Here is an 11,644-nt window from a genome sequence, read left to right as displayed (position 1 = left end):
GCCGATGCCTTGCCCTGTTGTTCGGCAGTGCTTTCGCCGACCTTGCCTTCGTTGCTCGTGGTACGCCGTTGCATGATCCTGCTCCAAGGTTTCGCCGGACCGGAAGGCAGATCCGGGTCGACCATCAATCACAACGGAACGCGGGAATTTCCCGTTTACTTACATGTGTGTTTGAATTGCGCATTGACTTGCAAAAAGAAGAACGGGCGATCGCGCGATTGGCGGGGCCGGTACTTGCAAGCGCGCTGAAGCGTTGTTTTGGCGCCGTGAGCCGTTTCTTTCCCTGGAAACACTCGAGGGGGAATCCGCTTTCATAAACAGTTACAATGAAAGGCGGATAGATGCTGAAATATGCCAAAATCGAAGAACTTCGGGCTGCCGGCGATATTTCGGTAGAAAGCTTCTGTCAGGGCCATCCGGACCAGCACCGGTATCGCGTGGCCGCCATTGGAACATATCCGCCCCGCCGGTGCGGTATCGCGACCTTTACCAGCGATCTCGTGGATAGCCTCAAAGCGGCCGATCCCGGTATGTCGATCGATATTTTCGCCATGGATTCGCCTGGGGCGCCCCAGCGTTATGGCAGCGAAGTCTGCATGGCGATCGGGGAGGGCGCGAGCGAAGACTTCGAGGCGGCAGCGAACAGGATCAACGCCAGCGGCACCGACGCGGTATGGATACAGCACGAATACGGCATATTCGGCGGCGAGGATGGCAACTACATCTGCAATCTCGTCGATCGCGTCGCCGCGCCCGTGATCCTGACGCTGCATACCGTTCTGCGCGATCCCACTCCCGGCCAGCGCTCGGTCCTGCAACATCTTATCGATCGTGCCAGCGCGGTCATCGTGATGTCGCACGAAGCACGCGACCTGCTCGCCAGCCTGTACGATGCCCGCAACGTGACCGTGATTCCGCATGGCGTTCCCGATCGTCCGTTCGGCCGCGAGCCGGCTGCCAAGGCATGTCTGGACCTCGCTGACCGGCGCGTTCTGATGACGTTCGGCTTGCTGGGAAGCGGCAAGGGGATCGAGCAGGTGATCGAGGCGATGCCGGCAATTCTGGCGCGGCATCCGAACACTGTGTACCGCATCGTGGGTGCGACCCACCCGGCGCTTGTGGCGCGGGAGGGAGAGGCTTATCGCCACGCCTTGCAGGCACTGGCGCAGCGGTTGGGCGTGGCCGACCATATCCAGTGGGATGACCGGTTTCTGGAAACGGACGAGCTTCTCGACCAGCTGGAAGCCTGCGATATTTTCCTGACACCCTATCCCAATCTTCAACAATCCACGTCGGGAACGCTGAGCTACGCCGTGGCCTTGGGCAAGGCCGTGGTGAGCACACCCTTTTCCCATGCGCGCGAATTGCTGGCCGACGGTGTGGGCACGCTAGTCGAACCGGGCTCGGCGAACGCGATCGCCCAGGCCGTGATCGATCTGCTGGCCGATGCCACCACCCTGGAAACGATCAAGCGGCGCGCCTATGCCAAAGGGCGCGATGCGATCTGGCCGCGCGTGGCGGAAATGGCGCAGGCTGTGTTGCGCGTTGCCGCGCCGCCGGCCAAGCCGCTTCAGGTCGCGCCGGGCAAGAAGCCGGCCCTTGCAGGCGTGTTCGCCATGTCGGACAGCACCGGCATCTACCAGCATTCGCTCGGCATCGTGCCCGACCGCCGCCACGGATATTGCCTGGATGACAACGCGCGCGCGCTGATGCTGATGAACGTGGCGCGCGATCTGCCGGCGGGCGAACGGCTGCGCTGGTCGATGACCTACGCCAGCTTCATCGCCCATGCCTGGAACGAGGAAGAACGCTGCTTCCGCAATTTCATGAGTTTCGATCGCCGGTGGCTCGAAGATCGGGGATCGGCGGATTCCAACGGCCGGACGCTGTGGGCGCTGGGGCATACGGCGGAATGCGCTCCCGACGCGGATATTCGCGAATGGGCTGTCGAGACGTTCCTGCGATCAAGGCGTTGCGTTTCTTCCGAAAGCCCTTTGCGGACCCTTTGCTTCGCGATGTTGGGAGAAGCCGCGCTGCTGCGCGCGGGCGTCCCACACCAGCAGGCCGGTGATCTTCTCGATAAGGGCGGTCCGGTGCTGATGGCGATGCTGGAACGCACGCGGCGTGCCGAATGGGTGTGGTTCGAGCCGGCGCTGGCCTACGACAATCCGAGGATTTGCGAGGCGCTGATCGAAGCCGGCCTGGCCCACCAACGCGCGGATTGGGTGCAGGCGGCGCTGGAAGCGCTCGACTGGCTCATGCGATGCCAGACGAGCAGCCGGGGCCATTTCCGCCCCGTCGGTTCGGAAACCTTCGGCAAGCCGGCAACGGTCTTGCCGTTCGACCAACAGCCCCTGGAAGCATGGGCGGCCGTCGACGCGGCCCGGACGGCCTATTTCATTGGCGAGGACGTGAAGTGGGTCCGATCTGCGCGCACCGCTTTCGCGTGGTTCGAGGGCGCCAACGACCGCAACGTTGCATTGGGCGACGCGGCTTCGGGCCGGTGCCGCGACGGCGTGACTCCGCGCGGAGTCAACCGCAACTGCGGGGCGGAGTCTGTTCTCGCCTACCATCTGGCGAGCCGCGCGCTCTCTGATCTCATTGCCACAGTGGAAGGACGAAATCTTGCAGGCAGGACCAGTACCGAACCGGCTTCGTATCAGCGACATTAGACTTCATCCCGATCCTGCGCGCGTCGTCTTGCGTCCATTCCATCTGGGATGGCAGGCCAGCAACGCGCCGCAGGACCGGGCCATCCGGCTGGTAGCCAACGTCCTGGCGCTTCCCGGCGACCGGGCGAAAGCCGAATACGAGCGGGTTCTGGCGGATTTCTCGGCGCGCCACTGGCACATCGAGAACGTCCTTGATGAACGGTACGCCCAGCTCGAAACGTCTCTGGGGCTGCCCGCCATTGCCGAGGGCTATCGCCAGCGGCTGATCGCGGCGTACTTCTGCCATGAATATACTTACGCCGCCGCCGCGCTGATGAACCCGTCGATAGTCCCGCATCCCGATCAATCGGGGCTGGAGGAGGGCGCCGTTCGCTTCGTGCTCAGCCTGCGCGCCGTGGGCGAGGGTCACATCAGCACGATCGCGTTTCGCGAGGGGATCGCGAGGCCCGATGGGTCGTTTGCGCTGTGGCCCCAGGGCGATATCGCGACGGCGATGCGGCAGATCACCGGAGAGGGCAATCCGCCCCCTCCCGACACCCCCGGCGCGCGCGCGTGGATCAGTCGCGATATGGACAGCACGCTGACAAATTCGGTTATCTTCCCGGTCACCGAGCAGCAGCGCAACGGGCTGGAGGATCTGCGCCTGGTGCGGTTCGAGGATGATGACGGGAAAGCCGAATGGATCGGCACCTACACCGCCTATTCCGGCCAGTCGATCCGGTCCGAATTGCTGAGAACCAGCGATTTCAAGACCTTCTCTCTGGAACCGGTGGAGGGGCGCGCGGGGCGCAACAAGGGGATGGCCTTGTTCCCGCGGCGGATCGACGGGCAGTACATGATGATCGGCCGACAGGACGGCAAGAATCTCTACCTGCTGCGTTCACCCCAACTGGATCAGTGGGACGATGACGGCGTGCTGCTGATGGAGCCGCGCTTCGCCTGGGAATTCATCCAGATCGGCAATTGCGGGAGCCCGGTGCTGACCAAGGCGGGGTGGTTGGTGCTGACCCACGGCGTTGGCCCGATGCGCAAATATGCGCTGGGCGCGGTGCTTCTGGACAGCGCCGATCCATCGAAGGTGCTGGCGCGAACGCCGGAGCCGGTACTAACCGCCGAAAATTCCGACCGGGCGGGCTATGTTCCCAATGTGGTCTATACGTGCGGCATGATGCCGGTGGGAGATCATCTTCTCATACCTTACGGGATATCGGATAGCGTGGTTGGCTTCGCGACCATCGCTATCGACGATATTCTGGCCACGATGGCCTGACCTTTCGGGTCAGGCCATCGCCCTCCGCAAAACTGCGACGTTCCTCAATAGGCGGGCGGGTCGCTGGCCGGGAAGCTTTCGTCCGCTGCCTGGTCCACCTTGTCCCAGTCATCCACGTCACTGCGCATGCTGTCGGGGCCGGCGTTGCGCACGTCGGCAAAACGCGATGACGAAGTATCGCTGGTTTCGCCCGGCGCGAACGCCGCCGGGTCGGTCTGTTCCTGCCGCGCCGTGAACATGCGGTACACCGTGTAGCCGACGGCCAGTGTCGATGCGATTTTCAGTACCGAGAACATCATCTTGAAGGCGAGCATGATTAATCTCCCATGCTGTTTGATGCTTCAAAGCAATTCGCGGCGGCGGGTTCCCGGTCATAACGCATGACAGTCTTTCCGCGCCCGGTTCACTGTCTTGGGCGTTAGGGCGGAACCGGTGTCACCAGCCGTCGTTGCATCTGTCCGAACTTCATTCGACACGGGATGCGCAATGGCAGAGCTTGCGAGTTGGTTGGCGCCCATCGCGACGATGGTTGCCGCGGTCATGACTGCGGCCAACCTGGGGCCGCGCCTGACCGGTGCGGGATTCGCCGTGTTTGCCGTCGGCGCGTGCGCCTGGTGCATCGTTGCCCTGCAGGCCGATCAGACGGGGCTGTTGCTCACCAACGTATTTCTGCTCGTGGTCGATGTGATCGGCGTGTGGCGATGGCTGGGGCGCGCGCAGTACGCGGAAGCGGCCCGGCGCGCCGCAAGGGCCAGCGCGTCGCGATCCGATGCCAGCCTGTTTTCCTTTCAGGATCTGCTCAGCGCTTCCGTCGTGGACAGGGGTGGCATGGCGCTCGGTCCCGTGATCGATGCCATGGGCAGCGTCGAGGATGGCAGCATTGCCTACCTGGTGGTTTCCGATGGTGGTGTCGCCGGCGTGGGGGAAGTCCTGCGCCGCTTCCCGGCTGACCGTCTGGCCTATGCGGAGGGGAAGGTGATCGCTTCCATCCCGCGCGCTGCCTTCGAAGCGCTACCCGCCATCGAGGCCGATCGCTGGCCGTTGGATGCCCGTCACACGCGATCCGGCATTCCCGAGATAGAGCACGATCCGCGTCCATCTGCGAAAGGGGAACGATGAGCAAGTTCTTCACCCGATGGTCGTCCGCCATCTCCGCCGCCATGGGGCGTCCCGTGGCCTTTGCGATAGCGCTGGGCACCATCATCGTTTGGGGTCTTTCGGGGCCGGTGTTCGGCTGGTCCGACACATGGCAGCTCATCATCAACACGGGCACCACAATCGTGACGTTCCTGATGGTGTTCCTGATCCAGAACAGCCAGAATCGCGATGCGAGCGCCATGCAGGCCAAGCTGGACGAATTGCTGCGCGCGCTGGACAAGGCGCGCGAGGGGTTCGTGGGCATCGAACACCTGACGGATGAAGAAATCACCGCCCTGCGTGATGCACTGGAACGCGAGTGCGGATTGCGCGATGGGAAACAGGCGACGACCGAAGATACCGTCGACCATCTGCTCAAGCGGACCTAGCGGCGGACGCCGCAGGCCGTCCAGACGCTCCTGACGAAGGACCGGCCACCGGTTCGCTTACCTGTGACAGGTTTGGGGACATAACGGAGCCTTCGCACCCTTTCCTCCCCACTAGAGGCGCGCCGCACGGGGCGTGCGCGCCAAGGCGGGCAATGCTGATGGAAGGGAAGAGACATGGCTGACAGCAGCAATACCATCGGTCCGACCTCCTCTCGTCCTCAATGCGCTGGGCCGGTGTCCTTTCTCGAAACCAGGAGTTTTCCATGACACGACTTATCCTTGCTCTTGTTCCCGCACTTGCGTTGGCCGCGTGCGACAAGCCCGCCGTCGTCACCACCGAACCGGCCGACGATATGGCTGTAACCACCACGCCCGCCGAAAGCGGCGTCCCGGCCGCGGCGGCGGTGGTCGATACCGCCGATTATCTGGCAAGGGCGGCGGCAGGCGACCGGTTCGAGATCGACAGTTCGAAAGCGATCCTGGAGAAGACCGGCAACGCTGACGTCAAGGCGTTCGCGAACATGATGGTCGCGGACCACCAGAAGTCTTCGGATGAACTGAAGGCGGCGGCCAGGAAAGCTGGTCTGGAAGTGCCGCCGGCATCTCTCGATCCCGATCAGCAAGGGCAGATCGACGCGATCCGCAAGACCTCCGGCGCCGACGCGGACCGGGTTTACCTGAACGCGCAACGCACGGCCCATGCAATGGCCTTGAGTCTTCACACGGATTACGCGGCCAACGGCACGGTTCCGGATCTCAAGGCTACCGCTGGCCGCATCGCCACCGTCGTGCAGCACCATAGCGACAGGCTCAGCACTATCAGCGTCAAATGAGCATTGCCGGCACGTCCGGCAGTCTCGGAGGAGAGGACCATGCCCCAGGGTGACAAATCGAGCTATACCGACAAGCAGAAGCGCCAGGCCCGCCACATCGAAGAGGGGTACGAAGAGCGCGGAACGGATCGCGCGGAGGCCGAACGGCGTGCCTGGGCAACGGTGAACAAGCAGACCGGTGGCGGGCAGAAGTCTCGTGCGAAACACAAGGGGGCGGACTGACGCGTCCGCCATGGTGGCGCACCGGGCATGCCCGGTGCGCGGGGCCGGCTGGTTCACGAAGACGAAACCCCGTGAACCAGCCGGATCATCGCATTGGCGGCTGCGCGCTTGTTATGGCTGCGCCGGAGGAGGGGCCTCTGGCGGCTGGACGCCCGGGTCTATCCTGTCCGGTTGTTCGTTGGGTACTTCGCCCGGAACCTGATCGGGCGGCGTTTCCGGGGGAGATTCCGGGATATCGGTGTCGGGTGGGGATTCCGGGACTGTCGCCATTCTGGCCTCCTGCGCTCGGCGTGCTTGTTGCAATTTCAAACCCGGCACCGCGCTAAGGTTCCTTCAATTCCTGCTTATGTTTGCATCGCGCGGCGAAACGAAGCGATATCGCGCCGTGATGCGGAAAAGCGAAACGGGGAACTTAACTTTTATCCGCACGTATCGATTTCACGTCCTTCCAAAGGAAATGCGATATCGAGGAGATTACCATGCGAAAGCGCGGGGATGAGGTTCATCTGAATACAGAAGAGGTTCGCAGCGGATCGAGCCCAAACATAGTACGCTGGGTGCTGGGGGTCAGTCTTTTTCTGGCGATAATTGCTCTTTCTGCAATATGGATCACCGGTGCGATTTCGGTATGAAAACAGGAACTGCAACTGGTCTGACGCAGGCAACGATATGGCGATAGAGAGGGATAAATACCGCACTTGAAGAGTTTAAATATTTGGCTCTTATGGAGAAATTGCCATGGAAAACCAAATTGAACTCGACGAGACCAGCGATATCATTTCCTCGAACAAGGTCGAGGGAACTTCGGTTTACGATAGCGAGGGCAATAACCTCGGGTCGATCTACAACTTCATGGTCAACAAGCGGTCCGGCCAGGTCGAATACGCCGCGTTGCGGTTCGGCGGCTTTCTGGGGATCGGAAGCGACTATTATCCCATCCCCTGGGACATGCTGACCTACGATACCGACAAGGGTGGCTATCAAGTCGATATCTCGAAGGATTTGCTCGAGAACGCTCCGCGTTACGATGAGAACAGCGAGCCGGTGTTCGACCAGTCCTACGGCCGTGATCTCTACGGGTATTACGGCGTGCCCTACTCGTTCTGACCTGCTCCGGCGCGGTATTTCCCAGATGCCGCGCCGGGCGTCGGCCGCTGGCCGTACGGCAAGAAATGTCGCGTCTACTGGTGCGGCGGCGCGCCGTCATGCCTGCCTGGCAAAGGCCGTGCTCTGCGCGCGGGGCACCCAAGGTCACTACCGGTGACAAACCCGATGCCATCCACCTCACGATTCGCGCGGAGTTCCATGAAATCGCACACCAGAGCGGCGGCATGAGCCGCTTAAAAGCTCCGACATTGTAGCCGGGGAAATTGCTGCTTTGGAGAATGGAATGGCGGAGACGGAGGAAGCCATAGTTCTGCGTTAAGGCAATGATAAAATGTGATTTATTTGGTGGGCCAGAGGTGGTGTGCCCCCTAGGATGTCCCCATTTCCAGACAACTATGTACATCTTGTCTATTGGATCCCATGTGCAAGATTGCGTTACTTTGCGCAGCGGTGCACCGCATTTTGCTGAGCCGGCCGATTCCTTGGGACCGGATCAGTCTCCTGCGCTGTCACAAAAGCTCCCCGATGCTGTAGAGTTCGGAGTCGCGCACCAGCACGGCGAGCGAGCGACCGGTCAGGCCGAGCGCTTTCGCGGCGGCGTCGGCCGCGTCCTCATCGGCAAACCAGAATTCCTCGATTCCGGTGCAATCGAGGCCCCAGTCGCCGGGCATGGGGACGTTGCGGACATGGCCGCACGTGCCGTCTGGTCGTGCGACTGCCGCATCGTGCCACAGAAAGCACATCAGTTTCACGACCGCCGCGTCGCTCGGCGCGATCAACACTTCCTCGCGCGCGGACAGGCAGTGGTTAGCGATCCAGTCGGAGAAAGTCTCGGCCTCGTCGGCCACCATCACGGCCTGCGACGACGTGTCGGCGAAGTGCGCCGCGCGATGCGCCAGCGACCGGTGCCAGATTAGGCCGACGCCGTCGTGATCGGCCAGATAGGCGTGTTGCCCGGCGCGCGGTTCCACCACATCGCCATGGACATAGCGCGCGACATTCTTCCAGCGCGGCAGCGACATGCCGAGCGCTGCGTGCTGCCGCCAGCGCGCTGTCCAGTCTGCACGGGTGAAGGCAGGATGGCGACGGATCAGATAGATCAGCTTGGGCTGGATGAGGTCTGCCATAGGTGTTGGAATTTATATCGAAAGCGATATAAAGCAAATAGCCATGTCGTCGTTTCCGCTGCTTCGGCCCCTTGCGCCGCGCTGCCGATGCGCGACCGTCTGACGCGGGCCTGTCTGAAACAGGACGGGATCGAACTGCCGGGGGATGCTGGGAGGGACGATGATGCTTGAAGGCAGGACGGTGCTGGTCGTGGGGTCCACCGGCGGGATAGGCGAGGCGGTCTATCGGCTGTGCTGCGAGCAGGGCGCAACGGTCATCGGCACCGGTCGCCGCCGCGACGAGGGGGAGCGGATCGCAGCCGAAGCGGGCGGGCGCTTCGTGCCGCTCGACATCACCGACGATGCCGCCGTTATCGCGTTCTTTGCCGATCTGGCGCGCGGAGGCGTGGTCATCGACGGTGCGGTCAACAATGCGGCGATGACGCAGGATGCGGCACCGCTCGACAGCCTCGACCTCGCGCAGTTCGACCGGCTTTTCGCGCTCAACGTGCGCGGCGTGTTCCATTGCCTGAAGCATCAGATGGCGGTCATGCGTGGGCGCGGCGGTTCTATCGTCAACGTCGCCTCGATTGCCGGCCAGCGCGGCTTTCCGGGGCTGGCGCTCTATTCGGCCAGCAAGCACGCGGTGGTCGGACTGACGCGCTCGTCCGCGCTGGATGGGGCCGCCGATGCGATCCGGGTCAATGCCGTGCTGCCCGGCACCACCCGCACCGAGATGTTCGACCAGCAGATGCTGACACGTCCGGGCGGCGAGGCGAGCACGGTCGCGCGGATCCCGCTGGGCCGTGTTTCCGCCCCGCGCGAGCAGGCGCAGGCGATCGCCTGGCTGCTGTCCGATCAATCGAGCTTCGTCACCGGCGAGACCCTGGCGGTAGATGGCGGAACGACGGTGCGGTGACTTCCGCGGCTTGCTCCTGAGAGAGTGCCGCGTTGTTTCCAGTTCGGGCAGCCTTGTATCAGTGGCCCGGTCGCCCGCTGGCGGTATCGTCGGCCTGCGCTCTGGCGGAAAACACCAGCAGCACGTTGCCTGGCGAATGGCTGTAGAGGCCATAACCCGAATTGATCACGACATAGCCATTGCCGACTGCGGCCCCCGCACCGGACATGCTTCCGCCATGGCCGGGTTCGCCGTTCGTGGTCGTGAAGTTGCGTGCCGTATCGAAGTCCCACAGCAAGGCTCCGCCAGCGCGCCCGTAAATGCGGATGTGGCCGTCCATATGACCGGCAATGACCGCGCCGGAGACAGCGGTGACCGGCGCGGAAATTCCCGGATCGCAGAACGGGCGATCGCCACAGACGTTGCCCTGGACCTTGCTCCACAGAAGTTTCCCGGTCGTGGCATCGATGGCATGCATACCGGGCCGGGCCGTTGCGGGATCGAGATACTGGCCGTTATGCGTATCGTTCATGTCGTTGATGGGCACATAGACCGTCGTCCCGTCTGCCGACATGCCGAAGTGAACGCCGCCCTGAATACTGCCGCGCCCGACCTTTGTCTGCCACAGCAGCTTTCCCTGCGCATCGGGGTCAAGCCCATAGACGGTGCCGTTCTTGTGGCCAACGACCATGACCTGCTTTCCACCCGGAACATCGATCAGGAGCATTGACGAACTGTGATCGAAGTCCGGCCCTTTTTCCGCCGGGCAGTTGGGATTGTCGGCCATCATGCAGGCGACATTCCAGGCATCGCCGGAAATCGTCTGCCGTTGCCAGACCCGTTTTCCGGTGGCCATGTCGACCGCAAAAATCGCGTCGCTGTTGCCGTCTGCCGGGGAACTGTAGTTCTCGCCGGACCCGACGTAGATCAGTCCGCGTCGCTCATCCACCGTCGGGCTTGTCCAGACTGGGGCTCCCGACGGGGCGAAGCCGCGCTTGCCATTGAGAATGCGTTCCTTCGGTTCCTCGGGAATGGGAAAGAACTGCCATACCGGCTCACCCGTTTTCGCATCGATGGCATCGACATGTCCGCGGAATGTGCAGCAGACATAGTCTGCGCCGGCCGCCGGAACGACCTCCAGCGAAGATACCGGCACATAGAGGCGGCCATCACGATAGGCCGGTGTGCCGGTCAGGGTCGCGCTGGGGTGATTGTCCATGCGCCGCGCCCAGACGAGCTTGCCCGTCAGCGCCTCAACGGCATAGAGCTTGCCGAACAGATCACCGAAATAGACCATGGGCGTCGGTCCGTCGACCACGACGACGCCCGTCCGCACCTCGGCAGTGGCCTTGAAGGTCCATTTCGCGCAGCCGGTCTTGAGATCGAAGGCGTAGACCCTGCCATCTTCGCTGCCGACGAAGGCCGCGCCATATCCGATCGAAGGCTGCGAACGCGCCTTGGTGGCGGCGGGGAATGCGTATGCCCAGCGCAGTTCCAGCTTGCCCAGATCGCCGGTAGCGAGCCCGGCAAGCGCTTCGGGCACGAAGAGCCTTGTATCGTAGCCCCAACCCGCCGTTACAACGGGAAGCCGGCGATCGAAGCTGCCCGCAGGCCCGGTACACTGCGCGGCGTAGTTCATCACCGGAAGGCCGGCCGAAAGATCGCGCCGCGTGAGATATTCGGCCACGCGCAGCTTCTGGTCGGCGGTCAGGTTCGCGCCCTGCTGCGCCATCACGCCGTTGGTCAGCGCCGCCACGATGGACGACGGCGCCAGCATTTCAAGCCATTGCACGTGGGGCGCCTTCGGCACGCCGCCATTGTGACAAGCCGCGCAGTTTTCCGCGAAGATCTTCGCGCCGGGCAAGGCTTCCCGGTCGGCCAGGAGGCCCTTTGCGGTGTTGAACTCCGACACGTCTTTCAGCGCTTCGGGGGCAGCCTGCTTCCCGGATGTGTGCTCGGCCCAGGCACTCGTCCCGATCGCCAGCATGCCAGCCACGAGCAGCATCCAGG

10 protein-coding genes and 1 pseudogene are annotated in these 11,644 nt (G+C 63.0%); 8 read left to right on the top strand and 3 right to left on the bottom strand.

Annotated features, from left to right (window positions below):
- Positions 1-551: 551 nt before the first annotated feature.
- Both NMD1_RS19930 and NMD1_RS19925 read left to right on the top strand, forming a co-directional pair.
- Positions 552-2,672, top strand: coding sequence for a glycosyltransferase family 4 protein (locus NMD1_RS19930; protein WP_233497844.1), 2,121 nt, complete (start codon positions 552-554; stop codon positions 2,670-2,672).
- 28 nt (positions 2,673-2,700) lie between these two features.
- Entirely contained in the window at positions 2,701-3,942 is a 1,242-nt protein-coding gene (locus NMD1_RS19925; protein WP_223806867.1) for a glycoside hydrolase family 130 protein, read from the top strand.
- Between the two features lie 44 nt (positions 3,943-3,986).
- Here the strand turns inward: NMD1_RS19925 and NMD1_RS19920 are convergent, their stop codons facing one another.
- A complete protein-coding gene (locus tag NMD1_RS19920) occupies positions 3,987-4,256 on the bottom strand; it encodes a hypothetical protein (protein ID WP_223806866.1) in 270 nt (89 codons plus the stop codon).
- A 172-nt stretch (positions 4,257-4,428) separates the two neighbouring features.
- On the opposite strand from NMD1_RS19920, the gene NMD1_RS19915 reads away from it, so the two are divergent.
- The 5 genes and pseudogenes from NMD1_RS19915 to NMD1_RS19895 all read left to right on the top strand — a co-directional run bounded on the left by NMD1_RS19915 (position 4,429) and on the right by NMD1_RS19895 (position 7,630).
- A complete protein-coding gene (locus NMD1_RS19915) occupies positions 4,429-5,061 on the top strand; it encodes a PRC-barrel domain-containing protein (protein WP_125956779.1) in 633 nt (210 codons plus the stop codon).
- On the top strand, positions 5,058-5,468 hold the full coding sequence (locus NMD1_RS19910; RefSeq protein WP_125956777.1) for a low affinity iron permease family protein: 411 nt from the start codon (positions 5,058-5,060) through the stop codon (positions 5,466-5,468). The genes NMD1_RS19915 and NMD1_RS19910 overlap by 4 nt, the downstream gene beginning before the upstream one ends.
- Before the next feature lie 302 nt (positions 5,469-5,770).
- A complete protein-coding gene (locus NMD1_RS19905) occupies positions 5,771-6,301 on the top strand; it encodes a DUF4142 domain-containing protein (RefSeq protein ID WP_233497842.1) in 531 nt (176 codons plus the stop codon).
- Between the two features lie 39 nt (positions 6,302-6,340).
- A pseudogene (locus tag NMD1_RS19900) lies at positions 6,341-6,496 on the top strand (plasmid stabilization protein); the annotation flags it as partial.
- A 765-nt stretch (positions 6,497-7,261) separates the two neighbouring features.
- Positions 7,262-7,630, top strand: a complete 369-nt coding sequence (locus NMD1_RS19895) for a PRC-barrel domain-containing protein (RefSeq protein WP_124811141.1) — start codon at positions 7,262-7,264, stop codon at positions 7,628-7,630.
- Between the two features lie 509 nt (positions 7,631-8,139).
- Here NMD1_RS19895 and NMD1_RS19890 read toward each other — a convergent pair.
- A complete protein-coding gene (locus tag NMD1_RS19890; protein ID WP_118074994.1) occupies positions 8,140-8,757 on the bottom strand; it encodes an EthD domain-containing protein in 618 nt (205 codons plus the stop codon).
- A gap of 160 nt (positions 8,758-8,917) precedes the next feature.
- On the opposite strand from NMD1_RS19890, the gene NMD1_RS19885 reads away from it, so the two are divergent.
- Positions 8,918-9,655: an SDR family NAD(P)-dependent oxidoreductase gene (locus NMD1_RS19885; RefSeq protein WP_158454028.1), complete on the top strand. Its 738-nt coding sequence runs from the start codon at positions 8,918-8,920 to the stop codon at positions 9,653-9,655.
- Between the two features lie 58 nt (positions 9,656-9,713).
- Here NMD1_RS19885 and NMD1_RS19880 read toward each other — a convergent pair whose 3' ends face one another.
- Positions 9,714-11,621 (bottom strand): PQQ-binding-like beta-propeller repeat protein, encoded by a 1,908-nt coding sequence (locus NMD1_RS19880; protein ID WP_233497867.1) that lies wholly within the window; start codon positions 11,619-11,621, stop codon positions 9,714-9,716.
- Positions 11,622-11,644: the final 23 nt, after the last annotated feature.

This window comes from Novosphingobium sp. MD-1 (assembly GCF_001014975.1).
In the GTDB taxonomy this organism is placed as follows: domain Bacteria; phylum Pseudomonadota; class Alphaproteobacteria; order Sphingomonadales; family Sphingomonadaceae; genus Novosphingobium.
This window is presented reverse-complemented; position numbering and strand designations above follow the sequence as displayed.

Coding starts and splice junctions, on each gene's coding strand:
- NMD1_RS19915 (WP_125956779.1), top strand. CDS start 4,429: ATGGCAGAGCTTGCGAGTTGGTTGGCGCCCATCGCGACGATGGTTGCC.
- NMD1_RS19885 (WP_158454028.1), top strand. CDS start 8,918: ATGATGCTTGAAGGCAGGACGGTGCTGGTCGTGGGGTCCACCGGCGGG.
- NMD1_RS19890 (WP_118074994.1), bottom strand. CDS start 8,757: ATGGCAGACCTCATCCAGCCCAAGCTGATCTATCTGATCCGTCGCCAT.
- NMD1_RS19910 (WP_125956777.1), top strand. CDS start 5,058: ATGAGCAAGTTCTTCACCCGATGGTCGTCCGCCATCTCCGCCGCCATG.
- NMD1_RS19930 (WP_233497844.1), top strand. CDS start 552: ATGGATTCGCCTGGGGCGCCCCAGCGTTATGGCAGCGAAGTCTGCATG.
- NMD1_RS19920 (WP_223806866.1), bottom strand. CDS start 4,256: ATGCTCGCCTTCAAGATGATGTTCTCGGTACTGAAAATCGCATCGACA.
- NMD1_RS19895 (WP_124811141.1), top strand. CDS start 7,262: ATGGAAAACCAAATTGAACTCGACGAGACCAGCGATATCATTTCCTCG.
- NMD1_RS19880 (WP_233497867.1), bottom strand. CDS start 11,621: ATGCTGGCGATCGGGACGAGTGCCTGGGCCGAGCACACATCCGGGAAG.